The 22,288-nt window shown below is 53.5% G+C and carries 21 protein-coding genes and 1 rRNA gene; 14 read left to right on the forward strand and 8 right to left on the reverse strand.

The genetic code is table 11. The features are described from left to right. Positions 1 to 2: 2 nt before the first annotated feature. The gene (gene mglC / locus PUT07_RS34375; RefSeq protein ID WP_274473342.1) at positions 3 to 1,034 is read left to right on the forward strand and encodes a galactose/methyl galactoside ABC transporter permease MglC; all 1,032 of its coding nucleotides are present in this window, start codon (positions 3 to 5) and stop codon (positions 1,032 to 1,034) included. An 89-nt stretch (positions 1,035 to 1,123) separates the two neighbouring features. Further along, positions 1,124 to 2,833, forward strand: a complete 1,710-nt coding sequence (locus PUT07_RS34380; protein WP_274473343.1) for a methyl-accepting chemotaxis protein — start codon at positions 1,124 to 1,126, stop codon at positions 2,831 to 2,833. 499 nt (positions 2,834 to 3,332) lie between these two features. On the opposite strand, the gene PUT07_RS34385 is transcribed toward PUT07_RS34380, so the two are convergent. From PUT07_RS34385 to PUT07_RS34395, 3 genes are all read right to left on the reverse strand, one after another. After that, on the reverse strand, positions 3,333 to 4,172 hold the full coding sequence (locus tag PUT07_RS34385; protein WP_274473344.1) for an SDR family oxidoreductase: 840 nt from the start codon (positions 4,170 to 4,172) through the stop codon (positions 3,333 to 3,335). Between the two features lie 18 nt (positions 4,173 to 4,190). Beyond that, positions 4,191 to 4,646 carry an acyl-CoA thioesterase gene (locus PUT07_RS34390; protein WP_274473345.1) on the reverse strand — a complete coding sequence of 152 codons (456 nt, stop codon included), beginning with the start codon at positions 4,644 to 4,646 and terminating at the stop codon, positions 4,191 to 4,193. Between the two features lie 383 nt (positions 4,647 to 5,029). Further along, complete coding sequence (locus PUT07_RS34395) at positions 5,030 to 5,827, reverse strand: Cof-type HAD-IIB family hydrolase (protein ID WP_274473346.1); 798 nt, start codon at positions 5,825 to 5,827, stop codon at positions 5,030 to 5,032. A 108-nt stretch (positions 5,828 to 5,935) separates the two neighbouring features. Between PUT07_RS34395 and PUT07_RS34400 the strand changes: the two genes are divergently transcribed. The 8 genes from PUT07_RS34400 (at position 5,936) to PUT07_RS34435 (ending at position 13,269) form a co-directional block, all read left to right on the forward strand. Continuing rightward, complete coding sequence (locus tag PUT07_RS34400; RefSeq protein ID WP_274473348.1) at positions 5,936 to 6,625, forward strand: DNA alkylation repair protein; 690 nt, start codon at positions 5,936 to 5,938, stop codon at positions 6,623 to 6,625. A 362-nt stretch (positions 6,626 to 6,987) separates the two neighbouring features. Continuing rightward, positions 6,988 to 8,037 carry an adenosine deaminase gene (gene add, locus PUT07_RS34405; protein WP_274473349.1) on the forward strand — a complete coding sequence of 350 codons (1,050 nt, stop codon included), beginning with the start codon at positions 6,988 to 6,990 and terminating at the stop codon, positions 8,035 to 8,037. A gap of 60 nt (positions 8,038 to 8,097) precedes the next feature. Further along, the gene (locus PUT07_RS34410; protein ID WP_274473350.1) at positions 8,098 to 8,580 is read left to right on the forward strand and encodes a CBO0543 family protein; all 483 of its coding nucleotides are present in this window, start codon (positions 8,098 to 8,100) and stop codon (positions 8,578 to 8,580) included. A gap of 190 nt (positions 8,581 to 8,770) precedes the next feature. Then, positions 8,771 to 11,020, forward strand: a complete 2,250-nt coding sequence (locus tag PUT07_RS34415; RefSeq protein WP_274473351.1) for a heavy metal translocating P-type ATPase — start codon at positions 8,771 to 8,773, stop codon at positions 11,018 to 11,020. A gap of 86 nt (positions 11,021 to 11,106) precedes the next feature. Further along, positions 11,107 to 11,436: a metal-sensitive transcriptional regulator gene (locus PUT07_RS34420; RefSeq protein WP_274473352.1), complete on the forward strand. Its 330-nt coding sequence runs from the start codon at positions 11,107 to 11,109 to the stop codon at positions 11,434 to 11,436. A gap of 32 nt (positions 11,437 to 11,468) precedes the next feature. Continuing rightward, positions 11,469 to 11,672, forward strand: coding sequence for a copper ion binding protein (locus PUT07_RS34425; RefSeq protein WP_274473354.1), 204 nt, complete (start codon positions 11,469 to 11,471; stop codon positions 11,670 to 11,672). Next, a complete protein-coding gene (locus PUT07_RS34430; RefSeq protein ID WP_274473360.1) occupies positions 11,669 to 12,484 on the forward strand; it encodes a hypothetical protein in 816 nt (271 codons plus the stop codon). The genes PUT07_RS34425 and PUT07_RS34430 overlap by 4 nt, the downstream gene beginning before the upstream one ends. A 38-nt stretch (positions 12,485 to 12,522) precedes the next feature. Then, positions 12,523 to 13,269: a (S)-benzoin forming benzil reductase gene (locus tag PUT07_RS34435; protein ID WP_274473361.1), complete on the forward strand. Its 747-nt coding sequence runs from the start codon at positions 12,523 to 12,525 to the stop codon at positions 13,267 to 13,269. A gap of 39 nt (positions 13,270 to 13,308) precedes the next feature. Here PUT07_RS34435 and mscL read toward each other — a convergent pair whose 3' ends face one another. Together mscL and hisC are read right to left on the reverse strand one after the other, a co-directional pair. Next, a complete protein-coding gene (gene mscL, locus PUT07_RS34440) occupies positions 13,309 to 13,779 on the reverse strand; it encodes a large conductance mechanosensitive channel protein MscL (protein WP_274473363.1) in 471 nt (156 codons plus the stop codon). A 109-nt stretch (positions 13,780 to 13,888) separates the two neighbouring features. After that, positions 13,889 to 15,013: a histidinol-phosphate transaminase gene (hisC, locus tag PUT07_RS34445; RefSeq protein WP_274473364.1), complete on the reverse strand. Its 1,125-nt coding sequence runs from the start codon at positions 15,011 to 15,013 to the stop codon at positions 13,889 to 13,891. A gap of 154 nt (positions 15,014 to 15,167) precedes the next feature. Here hisC and PUT07_RS34450 point away from each other — a divergent pair, with 154 nt between their 5' ends. Then, a complete protein-coding gene (locus PUT07_RS34450) occupies positions 15,168 to 17,864 on the forward strand; it encodes a response regulator (RefSeq protein ID WP_274473366.1) in 2,697 nt (898 codons plus the stop codon). 79 nt (positions 17,865 to 17,943) lie between these two features. On the opposite strand, the gene PUT07_RS34455 is transcribed toward PUT07_RS34450, so the two are convergent. Both PUT07_RS34455 and PUT07_RS34460 read right to left on the reverse strand, forming a co-directional pair. Then, positions 17,944 to 20,103, reverse strand: coding sequence for a 5'-nucleotidase C-terminal domain-containing protein (locus PUT07_RS34455; RefSeq protein WP_274473367.1), 2,160 nt, complete (start codon positions 20,101 to 20,103; stop codon positions 17,944 to 17,946). A 137-nt stretch (positions 20,104 to 20,240) separates the two neighbouring features. Then, a complete protein-coding gene (locus PUT07_RS34460; RefSeq protein WP_274473368.1) occupies positions 20,241 to 20,519 on the reverse strand; it encodes a hypothetical protein in 279 nt (92 codons plus the stop codon). A gap of 161 nt (positions 20,520 to 20,680) precedes the next feature. On the opposite strand from PUT07_RS34460, the gene PUT07_RS34465 reads away from it, so the two are divergent. Then, on the forward strand, positions 20,681 to 20,902 hold the full coding sequence (locus PUT07_RS34465) for a hypothetical protein (RefSeq protein WP_274473369.1): 222 nt from the start codon (positions 20,681 to 20,683) through the stop codon (positions 20,900 to 20,902). A 102-nt stretch (positions 20,903 to 21,004) separates the two neighbouring features. After that, positions 21,005 to 21,394, forward strand: a complete 390-nt coding sequence (locus PUT07_RS34470) for a VOC family protein (protein WP_274473370.1) — start codon at positions 21,005 to 21,007, stop codon at positions 21,392 to 21,394. Positions 21,395 to 21,567: 173 nt separating this feature from the next. Here the strand turns inward: PUT07_RS34470 and PUT07_RS34475 are convergent, their stop codons facing one another. Next, entirely contained in the window at positions 21,568 to 21,777 is a 210-nt protein-coding gene (locus PUT07_RS34475; protein ID WP_274473371.1) for a hypothetical protein, read from the reverse strand. A 429-nt stretch (positions 21,778 to 22,206) separates the two neighbouring features. On the opposite strand from PUT07_RS34475, the gene PUT07_RS34480 reads away from it, so the two are divergent. After that, positions 22,207 to 22,288: ribosomal RNA gene (locus PUT07_RS34480) — 16S ribosomal RNA — on the forward strand; the annotation flags it as partial.

Consider the following 22,288-nt stretch of genomic DNA (forward strand, 5'->3'; position numbering starts at 1 on the left):
CAATGAGTACAAAAACAGAAACAGTGAAATCCAGAGACTTTAGCGGATTCGTGACCAAATACGCAATCTACATCGTGCTTGTCGTGCTCGTTATCGGGATTGCGATTTATGATCCCCGCTTTTTATCCGTCAGCATTTTACGCGACATTCTGCTGCAGTCATCCACACGCGTAATCATCGCGCTCGGCGCAGCGTTCATCCTGATCACGGGAGGAACGGACCTCTCGACAGGACGGATCGTCGGATTGACCGCCGTTATCTCGGCCTCGATGCTGCAAACGCAGGACTACGGCCGCAGATTTTTCCCGGATCTTCCGCACCTGCCGCTGCTTGTACCTATCTTGATCGCGATTGCCGCAGGTCTTCTGGTAGGTCTCATTAACGGTCTGATCGTAGCTAAACTCAAGGTTCCGCCGTTCATTGCGACGCTCGGAACGATGGTTGCCGTGTACGGAGCTAACTCCTTGTATTTCGATATGAAACCGAATCAGTCCCAGCCGATCGGCGGGTTGCGTCCGGACTTCAGTACGCTCGGTACAGGAGCGATCGGTTCAAGCTCCACTTACTCCATTCCTTATATCGTCATTATTGCTATTGTCGTATCAGTCATTGTATGGATTGTGTTCAATAAAACCAAGCTTGGCAAGTACATGTACGCGATTGGCGGCAATATTCACGCAGCAGTCGTTTCCGGTATTAACGTGAACCGTTACCTGATCTACATTTACTCCATTGCAGGCGCATTGTATGGTCTGGCAGGGGTACTGGAAGCGGCAAGAACAGGCGGCGCAACGAACAACTACGGAAATATGTATGAGCTCGATGCGATTGCGGCTTGCGTAGTCGGCGGCGTATCTACATCCGGCGGTATCGGAACGGTACCGGGCGTTCTGGCAGGGGTATTGATCTTCAGCGTTATCAACTATGGTTTGACATTCATTGGTATCAGCCCTTACTGGCAATTGATTATCAAAGGTGTCATTATCGTTGCAGCAGTGGCGTTCGATATGCGTAAATATATGAATTCCAAATAATCATGCAGCAGGCTGTCACAACGGAGGGCAGCCTGTTGTTTTGTCAATTTGTGAAAGCGTTTACCCAAATTATGGGAGGGGGTCCCTAAATGAACATCAAGAATATGCTTTCAGTCTCTCTGCGGGGCAAAATTGTAGGTGCCTTCGCTATCGTTTCTTTACTCGTTGCAGTGACGAGTGGTATGTCCTATACATACTTGCATAAGGTGGACAACTCCTACACCAAGCTTTTGAGTGATAATGTTTCAATTCTGCGCAATGTTGCCGATATCAAAGAGAAAACGCAAATGCAGAATAGCATGCTGTTCGGCTATGTGCTTGATCCGACGCCAGAGAAGGAGAAGCTGCTGAACGATATGAATGGGACGCTGACTTCGATCATTGCGCAGATGGGGGAGCTGTCTCATAGCGAGGAAGAGCAGAGCGCCATTCAATCCATGGTGGACTCCAATCAGACGTTTGCGCGTCTGGTCAAAAAAGTGGCGGAATACGCGGACAAGGGCAACGTCCCGCTGGCCAAGGCTGAAGCGATGCAATGGGCGATTCCTACGACAGATACGCTGACACAGGCCGCAGCGAAGATCGAGGAGCTGGAGCGGAGCGTTCAGGAGGAAGCAATTGCCCGCAATCATGATGTCGTCACTTCGACCGTTAGAACGTTGATCTGGGTTAGCGTAGCTGCCTTCCTCTTCGCGCTGGCCATCGGTCTGCTGCTCTCGCGAGCCATTGTACAGCCTATCCGATCCATGGTTCGGGCGGCGGAACGCATCGCGGCCTGCGATTTGACGACGGCCGATATCCAGGTAAGCAATAGAGATGAACTGAGAGTTTTGGCGACGGCTTTCAATGCGATGAAAGCCAATCTGCACAGCATCATCAGTCAGGTAGGAAGCAGCGCGCAGCATGTAGCGGCGGCCTCTGAAGCGTTAAGCTACAACAGCGAACAGGTTAGCGAGTCTTCGGAGCGCATCACGTTCACGGTGCAGGACATATCGATGGGGACGGATGCGCAGGTGCAATGCGTGCATCAAGGCGTCTCCATCATGGAGGAAATGTCGGCGGCGGTCACGCAGATTGCAGGTGTTACGCAGATGGCACATGAGCATTCATCGCTTGCTCAGGAAGCGGCAGGCTCCGGCCATGAGGCCGTGGAGACGGCGATCGCACAGATGCGCGCCATTCATCTGAAGATGAAGGAGCTGGCTGCTTCTGTCGAGCGTTTGGGTGTGCGGTCTGCGCAAATCGTGGAAGCCAATGCGATGATTGCCGGGATAGCGCGGCAGACGAATATGCTCGCGCTCAACGCTTCCATCGAAGCGGCACGAGCGGGAGCGGCCGGCAAAGGCTTCGCGGTCGTCGCGGAGGAAGTCCGCAAGCTGTCTATGCAGACGGGCGCAGCGGCGGAAGAGGTAACGGAGCTCGTTGCGGGCATTCAGGACGAAACGAGGATGGTTATGGTCTCCACTGAGGCGGGAAGCCGGGAGGTGGAGACGGGTCTTGACGTGGTCGGCGTCGCGCAGGTGACGTTCGGCCGCATTCGCACGGCGATGGACGACGTTGCGCGCCAGATTGGCGAGGTGGCGGAGAGCTCGGCCGCCATCTCGGAGAAGACGCGCGCAGCCGTCGATGTGATTCGCGCGATCGACGAAGTCGCGGGGCAGACGGCGGCGGGCGCGCGGAACGTTTCGACGAACATCGAGGGGCAGTACGCGAGCATGGAGGAGATCGTCTCCTCGGCTGCCGTGCTCAGCACGATGGCGGGGGATTTGCAGGCTTTGATCGCGCGGTTCCGCGTGTGAGGTTGTGGGGGCGTCTTGCCGGTAGCATGTTACCGGTGGGGCGCCTTTTTTGTCTTGTTGGAGGGGGTGTAGGAGATGGAGCGGGTGGAGCGGGGGCGCGGGGGCGCGGGGGCGCGGCGGCACGGCGGGTGATAAATGGAATTCCTCCAGTTATTCTGGCGACTTCTGTGCTTTTGGATTGATTAAAAGGAAAATCTCCCGTTATTTTGGCGGTGAAACCGGTACGGGGGCGATTTTGCCTGGAATTAGCGGGAGAAATTCCAGTTATGCCTACTGGACGGCCACGCCCGTCGGTCCAAGTGTTGACTAACGGACACAGCAGACGCTATTGCCGCGAAAACCGACGCGCCTCAAATCTAACGGACACCGTTGCCCCTATTTCCCGATTTCGAGGCGAAACACGCCCGAAAAGAGAGGAATAACGGCACCCGTGTCCGTTACAATTGCAATTCGGCTGCAATTCGCCGAATAAGAGCCGCTGTGACCGTTAGTTAGCCGGTCACTTCCCCTTGCGCGTCATCTCCGCAAGCGAGACCCACTGCTCCTCGGTCACCTCGAGCAGGTCGTTGAACTGCCCGGCGCCCTGCAGCCACTCGCCGCCGTCAATCGTGACAACCTCGCCGTTGATGTATCCGGCATAGTCCGAGATCAGATAAGCCGCGAGGTTCGCGAGCTCATCCTTTTCCCCGACCCGCCGCAGCGGCACGCGGTTCAGCAGTTTCTCCGACAGCTCGGGCGTCGGAGCCAAGCGGCTCCACGCGCCGTCGGTCGGGAACAGCCCCGGCGCGATGGCGACCTGCCGGATGCCGTGGCGCGCCCACTCGACGGCTAACGAGCGCGTCAGCGCCAGCACGCCGGCTTTGGCGGCCGCCGACGGCACGACGAAGCCCGAGCCGGTGGAGGCGTACGAGGTGACGATGTTCAGCATCGTCCCGCCGGAGCCCTGCTCGATCCATCGTTTGCCCACCTCCAGCGTGGTGTAGAACGTGCCGTGCAGAACGATGTTCAGTACGGCGTCTACCGCACGCGGAGACAGTTTCTCCGTCGGACTGGCGAAATTGCCGGCCGCATTATTAATCAGTACGTCGATTCGGCCGTAATGCTGCTCCACAGCCGATACCATCTCTGCAATTTGCTGCGGATCGCGCACATCGCAGCTCTTGTAGAAGACGCTGCCGCCCATTTCGGCGGCCGCTTGCGCAAGCACCTCTTCGCGCCGGGAGGTAATCGCCAGACGCGCGCCCAGCTCCAAGAAGCGCTCGGCCATAGCCCGGCCCAATCCCGTGCCTCCGCCGGTAATGAGAATGACTTTATCCTGCAATAAGGCTGAATCGAACATAAGCATCCTCGCCCTTCATCATTGATTTGCAGCTGCTGCGAACGCAGCCTCGAATCGCTCGATCCGGCCGGCCAGATCCTCCGGCAGCGGTGTGCTTTTTTGCGTCCGCACATCGATATACACCCCTGTACTGGCCCCTACGCTGACGACTTGCTGCGTATCACGCTGCACAATCGCGTAATGCGCTTCGACGGACGACTTGCCAATCCGGTTTATTTTCATATATATCAGCAGTTCGTCATTAAAATGTGCCTGAGACTTATATTCAACACGCTGGTTCACAAGAAAAAACGTTTTGTCGGCCGGAGCGCCATCGATGAAAAATAGTCCTAACCCGTTCATGTACTCGCATCGTGCCTGTTCCATATAAATGACCGAGGAAAGATGACTCAGATGCCCGTTGGCATCGGTTTCGCAGAAACGAACCTTCGTAGGGGTAAAATAACGGTATCCTTCCAATTCGGAGAAGTGCATAACGGTACAGCCTCCTTAAAATAAGTTACGGGGAGCTTCGGCTTAAAGGTGAAGATGGCGCTTACATTCTTAAGGTGCTTGTTCGTCAGCGCAGCAGCAGCTCTCAAATGCACACCCCGCGGCCAACGGCAGCGAATATACTTCCATGCTCTCACACAACCAGATGGCTGTAAAGAAAGCGGCGGCTCCATTTTTGTTCCGCTAGCTGTGCAGCACGCAGGGGTTCGCGGTTTGATCAGCCAGGTCCGAGGATCCGGCCATCACGGCTGCATCTGCGGTCATCGCCAGTGTGACGCCGACCCAGGCCAGCTCTTCGCCGAAGATCGTGCAACGCAAAAAAATCCCGCAGCATGCCAGAGCATGCAGGGGATCTATTTTACGATCTACACGTTCAAAATAAACTTCTCCAGAACATGTCTTACACCGTCTTCATTATTGCTTCGGGTCACATAATTCGCCAGCTCTTTCAGTTCCGGCAGCGCATTGTCCATCGCCACGCCAAGACCGGCGACTTCGAGCATCTCGCGATCGTTCCACGCATCGCCAAGTGCGATGACTTCCTCGAGCGTGCAGCCGATATGGCTCGCCAGGAATGCAATCGCGTGGCCTTTGGTGCCTTCTTTGTGCATGAATTCCAAGTAGTGAGGCTTAGATTTCGTAATATGCAGCTTATCGCCAAGAATCGGGAGCAGCTCCTCGCGGATTTGGTCGCAAACCTCCGGTTTATCAACGATCAGCATTTTGGGCTGCGGAATGTCGATCCATTGGCGCAGGTCGCCAATGATATACGGGGTTTTGGATAAGCGTACATAGTTTTTGATTTTATCGTTATCTTCGCCTGCATAAAGCTCGTCGCCATGGTAAAGCTGGAGATGGAGATTTCTCTGCTCGCAGTAATCAAGCAGGTAGCGGGCGCTATCCACAGGAACGGTGCGCTCGTATAAGACCTCTTCATCGAGGAGGTTTTTGATGAGTGCGCCCTGATACGTAATGATCGGCACGTTCAGCCCGATTTGGTTGGCGATTTTCGCTGCGGACGGGAAGCTTCTCCCTGTAGCGATCGTCACCGTCACACCTTGCGCAACCGCCTGGTGCATGGCTTCGATCGTTGCTTGCGATATCGTCAAATCATCGCGCAGAAGCGTATCGTCTAAATCCGTTGCTACTAACTTATAAGTCATGTGTTCCTCTCCGTTCCGATAGGTGATCTATGCAAAAATTCTGCTATAAGCATACCCGAAACAGGGTGGAATTGCTAGAATAAAAGGATACGAAGGAGGCGCATGGCCATGTCATCATCTTATACAAAAAAGCTGGAGGACCTGCTCAGAGCCCACGCCAGTGAGGCCGACGCAGCGGCGATGGCCGCTTATATGCGCGGCCATTTCCCTTTCTTGGGCATTCGCAATCCGCAGCGCGTGGCGCTAACGAAGCAGTTCTGGAAGGAGCACGGGATGCCCAAAGGAGCCGAGGGCGTGAAGGCGGCGGAAGAGCTCTGGGCACTGCCTGAGCGGGAGTTTCATTATACGGCGCTGCTGCTGCTCATCCAACTGCGCAAAGAGGCGGAGAAGGAACGCATTGCGCTGTTGGAGCATTTGGTCGTGACGAATGCCTGGTGGGATTCGGTCGATACAATTGCTGACCATTTGATCGGCTTCCATATGCAGAAGTATCCGGAGCTCATCCCGGCTCACGTCGAGAAATGGCTGGCTTCGGGCCATATGTGGCTGCAGCGGACGGCGATCCTCTTTCAGCTCAAATATAAGCGGCACACGGATGTGCCGCTGCTGTTTAGCTGTATCCGGCAGATGGCGGATTCCGATGAATTTTTCATCCGCAAGGCGATCGGCTGGGCGCTGCGCGAATACTCGAAGACGGACGCCGGCGCCGTGCAAGCGTTCGTCGCTGAGACGAAGCTGTCGCCGCTTAGCGTGAGGGAAGCGCTGAAGGTTATTCAGCGGAAGAGCGGGGACGAGTAGTCTCGCTGCTATTCCCCGGCTGGCGGTGCGGGGGCTTGCGGCAGACGGTCGGCAGTTGGTAAGGTCGGCGCATTGAGGCCGTGGAGTCGGTTAGACGCATTAAGCCTAAGACACGGCCAACGGAGAAAAGCCGCGCACAAAAAGGCTTGTCCCAGCCATTTACATGGCTTCAGGGGCAGCCTTTTTTACGTTACGGCTGCATTGGCGCCGTTCACGTCACGAAAACTAACGCATATGATAATAATTAAAATAATTTGTCATATATATTGACATATAAATAACATTGATTTAAAGTAATTAAAATTATTCATGGGGGCACACAACACCCCTCAGATTAAAAACATGAGAAGGGATGATGGAAGATGAAACATAATCGGACGCAGGATTGGCTGACGCGGCTGCCTAAAGTTGATCTTCACCTGCACTTGGACGGGAGTGTGAAGCCGGAAACGATTCTGGAGCTTGCTCTCCGCCAAGGCTTAGATCTTCCCGTGTATGATACAGAAGGATTAATTCCGCATATGCGTGTAGGCGAGGAATGCGGCAGCCTCGTCGAATATTTGAGTAAATTCGATTTCACGACCCGGTTTCTGCAAAACGGAGAAGCTTTGGAGCGGGTTGCCTATGAGGTGGCGGAGCAATCGGCCGAGCATAATTGCAAGTATGTGGAGGTTCGGTTCGCGCCCCAACTGCACCGTGCCAACGGGTTGACCGTCGAAGAAACGATTTACCATGTCGTAGAGGGGATGAAGCGCGGACAACGGGATTTCGGCGTGAAGGCCGGCGTCATCGCGATCTGCATGCGGAATCATTCCCGCGAAGCCAATCTGGAAGTGATCCGCGCGGCTGCCGGGTATGTGGGCAGAGGCGTAGTTGCCGTCGATTTGGCCGGAGACGAAGCCAATTACCCGCCGGAATGGTTCAGGGACGTATTCGCCGAATCGCGAAGGCTCGGCATTCCAGTGACAATTCATGCCGGGGAGGCCGCGGGAGCGATGAATGTCTATGAAGCTGTAGCGAATCTCGGTGCCGTGCGCATCGGCCATGGCGTCAGATTGAAGGAGGACGGCGAGATTATGGCGATGGTGAAAGACCGCCGCATTCCGCTGGAGATGTGCCCGATCAGCAACATCCAAACCAAGGCTGTGCCTGGCTGGGAGTCCTATCCGATTCGCGAGTATTTGGAGCAAGGGCTTCTGGTGACAATTAACACGGACAATCCAAGTGTGTCGGGAACGGACATTACGAACGAGTACCGGGTGTTATCGGACCGTTTCGGCTTTACGGAACCTGAACTGATAAGGCTTGTTATGAACGGGGTGGAGGCTGCTTTTATGGAGGAAAGCGAGAAGTTATTGCTGCGGCGGGAGATGGAAGCGGAGTTCCGAGATATGGGGATGCAGACAGACTAAAAAAAACGCCCCATTGAACATATTGGTGGTATCAAACAACTAAGAAGGACTTGGCCACGCGTGGACACGATAATCTTATATGGCGTCTGGATCATTACCGCTCTTCTCTTGATCATCTTCATTGGCAGACGGCACCACATCAGAGCACAGTTAAGCTTCATGTTCATGCAGGTCCCGACTTGGTTGCTGAGATCGCTTGCCGTGAAGGGCGGGCTTATCGAGTACCCGGTCGGTTTTCTGAGCATGGTGTATAAAGCTAGCTTTACTTATGAATTTTTCGTGTATCCGGCAGTCAGCGCCATCTTTAACGTTCATTTTCCTAAAGAGAAGTCATGGCCGGTGAAAATCGCGTACACCCTAATCTTCCCTACCGTACTGACGGCAGGCGAAGTATGGCTCGAGACGCATACCGACCTCATTGCGTATTTGAATTGGAACTGGTTTATGAGCTTCCTGTCGATCTTGTTCACTCTGCTGATTTCCTACGGGTACTACAGGTGGTTTTTTAAAAAGATGGAGATCCTGTTCGGCAAGCGGCAGTAAAGAAAAGGAGAGGGGCGCCTCTTCTTTTTTTGCGTTTATGACGCTGTGATAGCAGTTGGCTGCCGATCTCTCGTGGAGCAAGTAAGAACTTTTTTGGAAAAATGATGTTCCCTCCGCTTGACAATATAGGGTAGGGGGGTATACTATATAAACATGAACGATGTAACTATTCATGAGAGGTGAAATTCCTATGAGCACTGATTCCGTCTTGAAGCAGTCAGAGGGCCAACCGACTGCAACGGTTGATTTTGATATTACCGGAATGACCTGCGCCGCCTGCGCAACCCGCATCGAGAAAGGGTTGAACAAAATGCCCGGCGTCGCGCAAGCATCCGTCAATTTGGCCATGGAAACCGCGCGCATTGTCTACCAACCCTCGGAAGTAACGCCTGACGATATGCAAGCCAAGGTCGCTAAGCTGGGGTATGAGGCCGCGCTGAAAAGAGAAAAAGCTCAAACAAGCGAGCATAGAGCGAAAGAAATTCGCAGGATGAAGCTGAAACTGTGGGTGTCCGCGATCTTGTCCTTCCCCTTGCTATGGGCGATGGTTAGTCATTTTACCTTTACCTCATGGATTTGGCTGCCGGAAGTGTTGATGAACCCGTGGGTCCAGTTGGCTCTGGCCACCCCCGTTCAATTCATCATCGGGCGCCAATTCTACGTCGGAGCGTACAAAGCGCTAAGCAACAAGAGCGCCAACATGGATGTGCTCGTTGCGCTGGGGACGTCGGCGGCTTACTTTTACAGCCTAATCTTAACGATCCAATGGGCGGGACAGAGCAGTCAGGGCGGTCACAGCCATATGCCCGAGCTCTATTTCGAAACAAGCGCCATTCTCATTACGTTAGTCATTCTAGGCAAATGGTTCGAAGTTCTGGCCAAAGGACGCACCTCCGAAGCGATCAAATCGTTGATGGGCTTGCAGGCCAAGAGGGCCACGGTCATTCGCGGCGGCGAAGAGCTCAGCATCCCGTTGGAGGATGTGGTCACCGGCGACCTCATCATCGTGAAGCCCGGCGAGAAGATACCCGTGGACGGTATCGTCATGCAAGGCAGCTCCTCCGTGGATGAGTCCATGCTGACCGGCGAAAGCTTGCCCGTTCACAAGCAGGAAGGGGACCGGGTGATCGGTGCGACGCAGAATCAGAACGGTGTTCTCCGAATGGAGGCTACCAAGGTCGGCCGCGATACCGTGCTGGCCCAGATCATCAAAGTCGTAGAAGAAGCGCAAGGATCCAAGGCGCCGATTCAGCGGGTGGCGGACGTCATATCGGGTATTTTCGTTCCGATCGTCGTGGGCATTGCGCTTGTCGCCTTCGTCCTCTGGTACTTCTGGTTCGACCCGGGTGATTTCGCCGGGGCACTGGAGAAGACGATCGCCATTCTCGTTATCGCCTGCCCTTGTGCACTGGGCTTGGCGACACCAACTTCGATTATGGCGGGGTCCGGCCGAGCGGCTGAGCTAGGCGTACTGTTCAAAGGCGGAGAACATCTGGAGGCCGCTCACCGCATCGATGCCGTCGTCCTGGATAAGACGGGGACGGTCACGAAAGGCAAGCCGCAGCTCACCGACTATCGGACGAAGCTGGAGGAAACACTCTTTCTTCGCCTCGTCGGCGGCACCGAGCGCAGTTCGGAGCATCCGCTGGCCGAGGCGATCGTTCAGGGCATTCTGCCGCTGGTTGCGTCCTTGCCCGAAGCTTCCAGCTTCAAGGCGATCCCCGGCTTCGGCGTAGAAGCCGTAGTGGAAGGGAAGCTTGTGGTGATAGGAACACGCCGCCTGCTCACGCAGCATACGATTAACATTTCCGAAGCTCTGTCAGATATGGAGCGTTTGGAAAGCGAGGGCAAGACGGTTATGCTGGCCGCCGTAGACGGTGCGTATGCGGGGTATGTAGCCGTAGCGGATACGATCAAAGAAACGTCGCAGGAAGCGGTAGCCCGTTTGGAAGCGATGGGCATCAAGGTCATGATGATTACGGGCGACAATACGCGAACCGCCGAAGCTATAGCCCGGCAAGCCGGTATCCGGCAGGTGCTGGCGGAAGTGCTGCCCGAAGGCAAGGCGGCCGAGGTGAAGAAGCTGCAGGCTCAAGGCTTGCGCGTTGCGATGGTCGGCGACGGCATCAACGATGCGCCGGCGCTGGCGATGGCGGATGTCGGCATGGCCATGGGCACAGGCAGCGACATTGCGATGGAGGCCGCGGATGTGACGCTGATGCGCGGCGAGCTGACCTCCATCGCGGACAGCATGGAGATGAGCCGCAGAACGATGCGGAACATTAAGCAAAATTTATTCTGGGCTCTCGGCTACAATACGATCGGCATTCCAATCGCTGCATTAGGCTTGTTGGAGCCTTGGGTGGCAGGTGCGGCGATGGCGTTAAGCTCTGTTTCGGTCGTACTGAATGCCTTGAGGCTGCAGCGGGTTAAACTTTAGGGGTGAGGATCCGAAATGATTGACAATATAGGGGATGGGGGTATGATAATGATAATACTTAATTGCCCCCAAAGGAGAATACCGCCATGAATAATGAACAAGATATGGAAGTGAGCCATTGCAGCTTGGATGTGAATGAGCGCAAAAGCCACCATTCCGATAAGCTCAAAGCCGATTTGACGAAGCGGTTGAACCGCATTGAAGGTCAAGTCCGCGGAGTCAAGGGTCTGATCGAGAAGGATACGTATTGTGACGACGTGCTTCACCAGATCGCGGCGATTCAGTCGGCGCTCAACGGCGTCGGCAAGCTGCTGCTCGCCGGACATCTCAAGAGCTGTGTGGTCGAGCGCATTCAAGAGGGCGACATGGACGTTGTCGACGAGCTGCTCAAAACGATGAACACCTTGATGAAATAATAAATTGTCTACAAGTAAAGGAGAGAATGCAAATGTCCAATTTGATTTTGAAAGTAGAAGGAATGTCTTGCAACCACTGTGTGAATACCATCGAGAAGGCGATGAAAGAGCTTGGCGCCCAAGGGAAAGTAGATCTCGCCGGCAAGCGGGTCGAAGTGGAGTACGATGAGAGCAAGCTGAGCGAGCAAGCGATCAAGGAAGCGATTGAAGAGCAAGGATATGATGTCGTGCAATGAGAATAGCGAGTATTCTTCTCTTATCGGCAGCGCTGCTGCTGAGCGGCTGCGCCAAATCCCAGCCGGCCGAACACGGGGCGCACGGCGGAAGCCATGAAGCGGGGGGCAAGGAGCAGGTACAGGCGGTATTCGGCGTGAAATCGTCAGGAGGGCAGACGGCCGCCAAGGCCCAGGACGACACCCCTCTGACCATCCAAATTCAAGACGCCGCAGGCAAGCCGGTTAACGAGTTCGATCTCAATCATGAGAAAATGATGCATTTGATCGTCGTTAGCAAAGATCTCTCCTACTTCAATCACATTCATCCGGAATATCAAGGGAAAGGGTTATTCACGGTAACGACGCGCTTTCCGGCCGGCGGGGACTATAAGCTGTTCGCTGATTTCGCGCCGAGCGGGAAAGAGAAATCCGTGCTCAGCCATGCGCTGACGGTGCAGGGGAACGCCGCTTCGCCGGCCGGCTTGAAGCCGGACGCCAAGCTGACCGCAACCGTGAACGGCACCGAGGTTGCATTAGCGATCGACGGGCTGAAGGCAGGGGCAGAGGCGAACTTGACGTATACGTTCAAGGACGCTGCGACGAAAGCTCCGGTTCAGAATCTGCAGCCGTACTTAGGGGCTGTCGGCCATGTCGTTATTCTCGATGCGGCCGCTGAGCAATACTTGCATGTTCATCCGACGGATGAGAAATCGACGGGGCCGTCGGCCAAGTTCATGACGACCTTTCCGCAAAGCGGCATCTACAAAATTTGGGGCGAATTTCAGCGAGACGGCCAAGTGTTCGCAGTGCCTTTTGTCGTGAAGGTTCCGTAAGTTGTCCCCGTTAAGTGAAGACAGAAGGAGTCAAACCCATGCCCACTTATATCATCACAGGCAGCTCCAGAGGGCTCGGCGCCGAGTTGGTTCGGCAGCTTCTAGCGCAGGGCGCAGCGGTTCACGGTGTGTCCCGCAGCGATAACGCAACCCTCCGCCAAGCGGCGGCAAGCATGCAAGGTGCCTACACCTTTCATGCTTGCGACTTGGCGCAAACGGACCGCCTGGATTCGCTCATGGAGCGAATCCTCGGCGCTGTAGATCGAGCGGATGCCATCACGCTCATCAACAACGCGGGCCAGCTCGAGCCGATGACGCTCATCGGCCGAGCCGGCCAGGAGGACCTGCAGCTGAACCTGCAGGTCAATCTCGTCGCGCCCTCGCTGCTGACGAACAGCTTCATCCGGCAGACGCAGTCGCTGCCGGTCGTGAAGCGTGTCGTCCAGATCTCCTCGGGCGCGGGCAAGAAGCCCTACCCCGGCTGGGGTGCCTACTGCACCGCCAAAGCCGGGCTCGATATGCTGACGCGCTGTATCGGCGTCGAGCAGACGAACCAGCCCTACCCGGTGGAGGCTTACTCCGTAGCCCCGGGTGTGGTGGACACGGATATGCAGCGGGAGATTCGCGCTGCATCCGAAGAGGACTTCCCGCAGCTGAGCCGGTTCGTGAAGCTGCATGCGGACGGCGAGCTGCAACCGCCCGAGAGCGCGGCGAAGCGGCTGCTGGACCTGCTGCATGCGGGGGCTTTCGCGCAGGGAGAGATCGCCGATCTGCGCACCAAATAAAAAGAGTTAAGCGCTATGCGCTTAACTCTTTTGTGGTCTTCATTGGATGCTGCCGGAAACCGATGGTGCGGAAGCCAGCTCCGAGGTGCAAAATTTGCAGCGGGTAGCTTTGGCCGGAATGTCGGACAAACAGTGCGGGCATTCCTTGGTGGCCGGGGCCTTTTCCTTCGGCTCGTCCTTCTTGCGGAACTTGGCCAATTGTCGAATAACGATGAAAATGACGGCTGAAACGATCAAAAAGTCCAAAAACGTGGAAATGAATACACCGTACTTCAACACCGGCGCACCTTTATCGGCAGCGGCTTCAGCGAGTGTATTGTAATGTTTGCCGTTCAGGGAGATGAACAGCTCGTTAAAGTTCACTCTGCCCAGCAATAAACCGATTGGCGGCATGATGACGTCATTGACGATCGATGTAATGACTTTCCCGAAAGCGCCTCCGATGATAACCCCTACAGCCAAATCGACCATATTCCCTTTGAAAGCAAAATCTTTAAATTCCTTTAGCATAGCGAACCTCCAACAAACTGCAATTTAGTGCATTGTAGCATATTTCGCCACAGGCAAACAATGAGTCGGACGGCTTGCCGAAAATTTACCCCTGATGGGCTTGAAGAGCTTATTGGCTCTTCGAAACGAGCAGCTCAGCGCTAAGCGCATGGATCAACACGTCCATTTCTTCCGGGGTGCCGATCGAGATCCGCACATGATGAGGCAGATTCCATGCCCCCGCATACCGGAGAATCACGCCTCTGCGCATCAAGCCGTCATAGATGGCTTTGGCATCCGGACCGAGCTCGACGAGCACGAAGTTGCTCATGCTGCGAGTGAATCTCAAGTCCAGCTCCTGCAGGGCTTCATACAGACGCTCTCTTCCGCGCGTATTCATGTCCCGGGTCGCCATAAGATGCGCATCGTCCTGAATGGCCGCGGCCGCACCGACCTGAGCCAACGCATTCACATTGAAAGGCTCCTTCACTTGACGAATGCTGCGTATGACTGCTGCGGATGCGATGCCGTAGCCGACGCGAATGCCGGCCAAGCCATAGATTTTGGAGAAAGTTTGCGTCACGATGAGGGGGTAGCCCTGGCGAACGAGCTCGATGCCGTCGCAGTAGTCCTCCGCGGTTACGAAATGGCTGTAGGCCCCGTCGAAAATGACGAGCACATGCGGCGGCAGCTTATCCATAAGCGCATATAAATCTTGTTTGCTCATGTAGGTGCCTGTTGGATTATTAGGCGAGCAAATATACAGCAGCTTCGTTCGCTCGGTTACGGCCGCAAGAATGTCGCCGATCGCATAGCTGTAATCTTCGCGAAGCGGGACTTCGACAACCGCCGCTCCCATCAGGTTAGCACCGAATTCATACTCGCTGAAGGTCGGGGAGGGAACGATGATCTCATCGCCGGGCTCCAGGAACGTTTCGGAGAGAAGCGTAATAAGCTCGTCGGCACCGTTCGTAACGAGCACCTGATCCGGTTCCACGCCTAGCTTGCCGGCAATAGCACGGTTCAGGTCGGCCGTATCCGCGTCGGGATAGCGGTGAATGTCGGTCAGATAGGCTTGGATGGCTGCGACAGCTAAGGGTGACGGGCCGATCGGATTTTCATTGGAGGCCAGCTTCGTTACAGTCTCAATGCCTAATTCCCGCTGAACCTCCCAGATGGGTTTGCCGGGGGAATAGGGCTTCATACGGGTCAGAACGCTGCGTGGGCGAATGCTTTCGGATATTCGATCGCTCAAAGGGATCACTCCTTAGTCTTAATAAATGCTTTAGTTAAATAATACATTAACTCAGTAACGTAGTAAAGCAAAAAAAGCCCATATCCCAACTTTTGGGAGCGTAGTATAATACAAAAGAATGCTCGATTCGACATAAGGAGTTGACTCAGCGGGGATGGGGAAAATGAAGAGATTCGGTATCCGATCCAAAATCATGCTTGGTTACATATTCAATATCGCTTGTATTTCAATTGTACTTACGTTAGTGATCAATCAGGTGACGTCTATGCAAACGGATAGAAATTACATTATCGAGCATGACTTTGCCGTCCACAGTGAAATCAACGCAATCGAGAGGTATGTGATGGATATGGAAAGCGGACAGCGCGGGTATCTGTTGACCGGCGATCCGTCCTATCTCGTACCTTATCATAAAGGGGAGACGGAATGGCGGGAGTCCTACGTGAGGTTAGTCGGGCTTACCAAAGAGAATGAGGTGCAGGTCCAAAGCCTCCGGGCCATCAAGGAGGCGATCGAATCCTGGATTATGCTGCTGGGCGGGCCGACGGGACCTATGATGAAGAGAAATGTAGATGCCGGGGCCGGCTTGGTCAATCCGTATGATTTCTATCTCGGGAAGCAAAACGTCGAGGATATCCGCGCCCAACTGGATCGTTTCCGGAATATGGAGATTGGGTTCACGAAGGATAGAGCGAAGCTGCTGGATGAGCAAAATCGCATGTTTACGAACTCTTTATTCGTTATGTTGACGATTCTGCTGATTTTCTCGTTGGCGGCTGCACTTGTCATTTCGCATTCGATTGTCGGGACGATCAAGCAGGTGACCAAAAGCATACTGAAACTGAGCTCCTTCAAAAGAGATTATTCGCAGCGCATCGATGTCACCATGAACGATGAGGTGAAGGACCTTGCCGAGGCGACCAATATGCTGCTGGAGAGTCAGGCGGAGATCGAGTGGCAGCAGCGTAAGCTGGCCGAAGTGATCCATATGCTGCAGGGCATATCCGATCTCGAGACGCTCGGTTCCACTTTCATCAGCAAAGCGGCGGAGCTTTTCGGCGCATCCTTCGGGCTGTTCTACCTCAGAACCGCTCATCAAGGCAAAGATACGATGGAACGAATAGCATCTTATGCCATGATGCAGGACCAAGACGAAATCGGTACTAGGCGCTTTCAAATTGGTGAGGGTCTGATCGGGCAATGTGCGCTGGAGAAGCGGATGTTCCATTTCATGAACGTTCCCGACCACTACGTCAGAATAACGTCCGGACTCGGTGCCGTGAAAGCGCAGAGCGTGCTCGTCGTACCGATCAAACATCATCATGAGGTCATCGCCGTTATGGAGCTGGCCAGCATGAACAAATTCACGGGGCAGCAGCTAGAGTTGTTGGAGGATATTCTGGAAGTGCTGGGAACGATAGTCCATAGCGTTCAAACGCGTGCGGAAGTGGAACGGCTGCTGCGGGAGTACCAGCTGATGACCGAAGAGCTGCAAATTCAAACCGAGGAGCTCCAAAGCCAGCAGGAGGAGCTGCACATGACGAACGAACAGCTGGAGGAACATAGCCGTTTTGCAGAGGAAAGGTCTAGGGAGCTGGAGCGCATCAAAGCCACCCTGGAGGAGCAAGCCGTCCAGCTGCAGTTAAGCTCGCAGTACAAATCCGAGTTTCTGGCCAATATGTCCCACGAGTTCCGCACGCCGCTGAACAGCGTGCTCATTCTGTCCCAGATGCTGCAGGAGAATAGCCGGGGGAACTTAAGCCCCGACGAGCTGGAATATGCCCGAGTGATTCAATCATCGGGCACAGATCTGCTGCTGCTCATTGATGATATCCTGGACTTGTCCAAAGTGGAAGCGGGCAAGCTTGATATTCATATCGGGGAGTTCCGTGTGCAAGAGCTTCCGAAGCTCATTCGCAGCCAGTTTGCCAAGGTAGCCGAGCAGCGTAATCTTTTGTTCAATGTTGAATTGGATGCCCAAGTACCTGAAGTTTTCTATACGGATGAGCAGCGGCTCGGCCAAATTATTAAGAACTTGCTTTCCAATGCGTTTAAATTCACACATGAAGGCAGGGTGGAGGTTCATATAAGCTTGTGCGATGCGGATAAAGCGGCAGCTCTGCTTCCCGATGCCAAGAACGTGCATGTGCTGGCCATTACCGTTGCGGATACGGGAATCGGCATCCCGCCGGATATGCAAACGCTCATTTTCGAGCCCTTCCGGCAAGCGGACGGCACGACGAATCGCAAGTATGGCGGGACGGGCCTAGGCCTTTCCATATCCCGGGAGCTCGCCGGGCTGCTGGGCGGCAGCATCGAAATGCGCAGCGAGATAGGGATCGGGAGCACATTTACAGTGTATATCCCGTCATTGGAGCCTGCTGTCAGCGAGATCAAGAGTGCGCATCTGCAAGCGGCGGCAGGCCATGAGCATGCGCTTCTTGAGGAGCAGGCAGCGCCGTTCACTGATGCCTGCTTCTTGCAGGGGCGGAGCGTGCTGATCGTCGACGACGACGTCCGCAACGTATTCGTGTTAACCAACGCTTTTGAGAATGAAGGGATGAACGTCAGCGTCGCCCATGACGGACAGGAATGTCTCGCTATTTTGCAGCGGGAGCCGCAGATCGATCTGATCCTGATGGATATGATGATGCCAATCATGGACGGTTATGATGCGATGCGGACGATCCGCAGGAATCCCCGCTATGCGCAGGTGCCGATCATAGCGATCACGGCTAAGGCGATGAAGCAGGACCGGGACATCTGCTTACAGGCGGGGGCTAGCGACTATATCAGCAAGCCGCTTAACTTAAATCAGCTATTGTCCCTGATGCGGGTTTGGCTGGCATAATCGAAAAAGCCTTTGGCTCTCTGGTGGAGAGGCAAAGGCTTTTTTTATTTGTTTTTGAGCTATGAATTAGGGATAAGTGCTATTTCTTCAGATCCAAACGGACATCGCGACCATCGTCAACAACAGACAGCTCTTTGCCGGCCGTTTTCAAGGAGTTGGCGTAATTGACCCATGCATCAAGCATAATCGCTCCATCTTTCCAATCCTTCACCTCGCCGAATACGGTGAAGCCGTCGCCGCTGCCGGTAGCCATGAAATCGTTGGTCGTCACTTTGAACGTACGGTCTTTATTGAACTTGCCGTCAACGTAGACCGGCGTCCCGTCAACGAGTGTAATTTTAGAATATTTCTCGCCTGCCGGCTTGGTAGCATCCCATTCTACCTTCAGACCGGAGAATTGGATGGCCGGAAGGTTGGAGTACTTATCCGTCACTTCGAGCGCCTTCTTGATTTGTTCGGCGGTCATGGTGCCCGTTACATTGTAGTTGCCGAACGGGAATACTTCGAACATCTCGCCGTAGGTCAGCTCGCCTTTATCTACATCCGCGCGAATACCGCCGATATTGGTGAAGGCGATGTCGGATTTCTCGGAAGCGCGCATAGCGTCAGTGATGCTGTTGCCTAATTGCGAAGCGCCATCCCGGTCTACACCGCCATTCGTTGCGAAACGGAACGATTTGCGCGTGAGCGGCTCTGCGACGATGACTTCGACTTCGCCGGATTTCGCGGAAATCTTCGATTTGTAATCCTGGACGGTTTTATGAATGCTCTCGTCGGCTGTCGTCAGGTTTGTATATGTTTCTAGCAGACTTGCGTTGGAAGATACGACTTGCTTCGTTGTTTTGTCGACGAAAAGCTGAATATGACCGACTGCGTACAGCCAGCTTTGCGCTTCTACAACCGGGATGCCGTTCACGATGCCGGAAACGCGCATATGGGAGTGGCCGCCAACGATGGCATCCAATGTGCCGTTTCCAGTTCCTTTGGCCAAGTCCGCCAGCTCGCTGATGATCTCATTGGACTTTTGATCTTGTTCACCAGGCAGGTGGGACGTCACCATGATGATGTCAACGCCTTTCGCGCGCAGCTCCTCGGACAAATCTTTGGCTAACGGCACCGGATTCACGAAGGAAAGGCCTTCGATGTTCGTTGACTTGGTTGTCGTCGTCGTTTGCGGAGTAGCGAAGCCGATGATGCCGATCTTCAGACCGTCTTTCTCGACCACTGTGTAAGGCTGTGTCCAATCGACGCGTTTGCCTGTTTTGTCATCGATAATGTTGGCGCCGAGAATAGGGAATTTGGCATTCTTAATATTGGAGATCAGCACATCGCGACCGAAATCGAATTCATGGTTGCCGATAGCTGCGGCGTCATATTGAACTTGAGCCATCGTATCCATAACCGATTGACCGTTCGTTGTATTGGAGATCAGCGTCCCCTGCCAAGCATCCCCGCCGTCAACGACGACAGTGCCATCGGGATTCACGGCGCGGAAATCGTTTACGATGCCGCCTAACGTTTCGATCCCGCCTTGCCCTTGATTCCTTTTCTTATCGAAGCCGACTTCGATTTTGCCGTGGATGTCATTGGTTGTTAGAATGTCGACGACTTTGAACAGAATCGGCTTAAGCGCCTTGGCGACTTCATCGCGCGTTACCGGGGCGGTCGGATTGAAATTTCCATCGAGCGTTGGGGAGAAAATACCGCTAATCACCGCATAGGCGACATAAGGACGGGATTGCTCAGCGATGGAAGAGGCGTCTTTGAAATAGTTCAATACCTTCTCATTGACGTTCGGAAGCTGTCCGCCTGTAACCGTCTTCACAATGAGCTCGGCCAACTCTTGACGGGTTACCACTGCATCCGGATGGAAGGTTCCGTCCGCGAAGCCGCTGATCAGTTTCGCTGCAACGGCGTTGGCGACAGCTTGTTTCTGCCAATTCGCCAGATCGGGGAATGCGAAGGAGGTAAGATCAGCGTTCTTCAGCTTGGCCGCCCGGTTGATCATCGTCACGACTTCCGCTCTAGTTGCCGGGTTGGCTTCCCGGTAGTTGTTATCTCCATAACCTTCTACTGCGCCGTTCTCAATGGCAAGCCGCATGTCCGATTTCAGCGCCGATGCAGGTGCTGCAGCGGTTGTTCCCGCGCTTTCCGCGAAAGCCAGACTGCCTCCAAATGAGCTTGTAAGTGCGGCCACAAGAGCGAGTGCGGTGAGACGCGTCGTCAAAGTTTTTTTCATGTAAAGAAATCCTCCTCCATAATAATAGAACGTCGGTTAATAACCCATCTATTAGTATAAAGGGGATTGGTAGTTTTTGAGAAGTAAAGAAATTATTATTATAAAAAGGAACAAAAAAAGCCGCCAGCCTTCCAAGGCTAAGTGGCTTTGCGGTCTTTGTATACCTCGAAATGATAGATTGTATTACGCGTAAGTACCCGGAAATCCACGCCATCCCGGTCTATCGCTTGAACTCTAGTAGTTTTGAATGGAAAATATCGATGTATGCCGGATAGAATCATCGGGGAACCGACTTCCGTTGGGTTCATTTCACGGAAAGTTTGCCCTTGAATCTCGTCAAAATTGAACCGTTCTGACTGATGCTTGGGCGTAATCCCATCCACCTCATAGATTTGCAAAAGCTTTAACAATCTCATGTTTGTACCCTCCCGTCTAACATTCTTAGCCATAGTATACAACGATTGGGGCCCTTGTGGGCAAATTTTGCGTTCCTAACAGATATCTAATAATGTCTTCACACTTTCCTAGTTTCCAATATATACAATTAATTTAATATGAGCTGGGGGTGGTATATGGCATGAATTACACGAAATTATGGGTGAATGACAAAGAGGTCCTTATGTTCTATGAGTCCGGGCATCAGGCCTATTTGCAAAGAGCGGTCGAGACGATCCTGAGCCACTTATCTAATGCCAAGGTGCGGAAAATTTTCGATGACCTGGGTCTGGTCAATATTACGAATAAAGAAGTTACGCTCTTTTCTTTGGACGGGGAGATTGAGACGATCTGCTGGGGTTAAGTCTTGTATCCCTGTCGCAGTTTAAACAGCTAAAATGTATATGGCTCTCCCTTCTTCTTTCCGCTACAATTATAGGCAGTTGAGAGAAGGAGGTTTCTATATATGGCAGTTATGAAAATGGAGCACGTCGGTGTCATGGTAGCAAATTTGGAAGCGTCAATTCGTTTCTATGAAGAGGTTATCGGTCTTAAGCATAAAGGGAGCTTGCTTCATACGAACGGTGTTATCCGGCTCGCGTTCCTAGGCTTTGAAGCGGCGAACGAGACGGAAGTCGAGCTGATTGAGGGCTATAACGCCGGTTTGCCGCAAGAGGGGAAAGTGCATCATTTGGCTTTCACCGTAGATGATGTTGAAGCTGAGTTTGCGAGAATCAAGGGACTTTCCGTCGAGCAGTTGGACGAAGAAATTACTACGCTGCCTAACGGTTCCAGATACTTTTTCTTCAATGGGCTGGATGGCGAGCGGATCGAGTTCTTTCAGTCAACCCGTTAAGGTTCCGGGCATATAGGTGCCGTTGCGCGCATGGACGGTGAGCGCTTCGATGCTGAGGCGAGAGCTGCTGCATAGGTGCTGGCGTTGTGCCTCATTCGGGGCAGCCTTGCAAGCCGTGGGACAATGCAGGCGAATCGCTTCTGTCATCCGAAAGCTAACGGACTGCACAGCCGTTAGATCGGCGGATACCAGGACGTTACACTTTTAACGGACACATGGAACGTTAACTTGTTGATTTCGAGGCGAAGTACCGCTGGAATCGGCGAAATAACGGCGCTGGTGTCCGTTTGATATTCCAAGACGTGCCCATTCATTGAATAAGGGCCGCTGTGTCCGTGAGCGGGCTGCGGGCTGGGCCCAAGATTGCGTTTAGCCCGATGCATAAATAAACTTCTTCATTAAGGGATTGTATTCCCGTGCCTGCGAGAACATTCGAAACAATTGAAATTGCGGAACATTTCTAAAGGGGTTGTAATTGGTCTGAAGGCATGTTACATTATACCTCGTTGCTTTGAACGGCGAACAACTTGAGTAATCAAGCGGACTTGCTTTGGAACGGCAACATATGATAGTATGAACTTCGCGCCAGAAATTGATGAGAAAAAAGTTCTTGCAATGGACGGACGAGCTGTGGTATATTACTTCTCGCTGCTTCGGAAACGCGGCAGTGTACGAAAGACATTGATCTTTGAAAACTGAACAACGAGTGAGTAAACAGAACGAGCAATCGTTCAAACATGAGATTAACAATCTCGCTAGCAAGTCATTTGAGCTATTCAGCTTTCAATAAATGAGCGAGCAATCGTTCAGCTATTATGGAGAGTTTGATCCTGGCTCAGGACGAACGCTGGCGGCGTGCCTAATACATGCAAGTCGAGCGGAGCACTTCGGTGC

This window comes from Paenibacillus sp. MAHUQ-63, assembly GCF_028765165.1.
In the GTDB taxonomy this organism is placed as follows: Bacteria; Bacillota; Bacilli; order Paenibacillales; family NBRC-103111; genus Paenibacillus_E.

Bases quoted from the DNA above. Each gene is read 5' to 3' on its own strand.
- mglC (WP_274473342.1), top strand. From the start codon at position 3: ATGAGTACAAAAACAGAAACAGTGAAATCCAGAGACTTTAGCGGATTC.
- PUT07_RS34380 (WP_274473343.1), top strand. From the start codon at position 1,124: ATGAACATCAAGAATATGCTTTCAGTCTCTCTGCGGGGCAAAATTGTA.
- PUT07_RS34385 (WP_274473344.1), bottom strand. From the start codon at position 4,172: ATGTTCGATTCAGCCTTATTGCAGGATAAAGTCATTCTCATTACCGGC.
- PUT07_RS34390 (WP_274473345.1), bottom strand. From the start codon at position 4,646: ATGCACTTCTCCGAATTGGAAGGATACCGTTATTTTACCCCTACGAAG.
- PUT07_RS34395 (WP_274473346.1), bottom strand. From the start codon at position 5,827: ATGACTTATAAGTTAGTAGCAACGGATTTAGACGATACGCTTCTGCGC.
- PUT07_RS34400 (WP_274473348.1), top strand. From the start codon at position 5,936: ATGTCATCATCTTATACAAAAAAGCTGGAGGACCTGCTCAGAGCCCAC.
- add (WP_274473349.1), top strand. From the start codon at position 6,988: ATGAAACATAATCGGACGCAGGATTGGCTGACGCGGCTGCCTAAAGTT.
- PUT07_RS34415 (WP_274473351.1), top strand. From the start codon at position 8,771: ATGAGCACTGATTCCGTCTTGAAGCAGTCAGAGGGCCAACCGACTGCA.
- PUT07_RS34420 (WP_274473352.1), top strand. From the start codon at position 11,107: ATGAATAATGAACAAGATATGGAAGTGAGCCATTGCAGCTTGGATGTG.
- PUT07_RS34425 (WP_274473354.1), top strand. From the start codon at position 11,469: ATGTCCAATTTGATTTTGAAAGTAGAAGGAATGTCTTGCAACCACTGT.
- PUT07_RS34430 (WP_274473360.1), top strand. From the start codon at position 11,669: ATGAGAATAGCGAGTATTCTTCTCTTATCGGCAGCGCTGCTGCTGAGC.
- PUT07_RS34435 (WP_274473361.1), top strand. From the start codon at position 12,523: ATGCCCACTTATATCATCACAGGCAGCTCCAGAGGGCTCGGCGCCGAG.
- mscL (WP_274473363.1), bottom strand. From the start codon at position 13,779: ATGCTAAAGGAATTTAAAGATTTTGCTTTCAAAGGGAATATGGTCGAT.
- PUT07_RS34450 (WP_274473366.1), top strand. From the start codon at position 15,168: ATGGGGAAAATGAAGAGATTCGGTATCCGATCCAAAATCATGCTTGGT.
- PUT07_RS34455 (WP_274473367.1), bottom strand. From the start codon at position 20,103: ATGAAAAAAACTTTGACGACGCGTCTCACCGCACTCGCTCTTGTGGCC.
- PUT07_RS34460 (WP_274473368.1), bottom strand. From the start codon at position 20,519: ATGAGATTGTTAAAGCTTTTGCAAATCTATGAGGTGGATGGGATTACG.
- PUT07_RS34465 (WP_274473369.1), top strand. From the start codon at position 20,681: ATGAATTACACGAAATTATGGGTGAATGACAAAGAGGTCCTTATGTTC.
- PUT07_RS34470 (WP_274473370.1), top strand. From the start codon at position 21,005: ATGGCAGTTATGAAAATGGAGCACGTCGGTGTCATGGTAGCAAATTTG.
- PUT07_RS34475 (WP_274473371.1), bottom strand. From the start codon at position 21,777: ATGCATCGGGCTAAACGCAATCTTGGGCCCAGCCCGCAGCCCGCTCAC.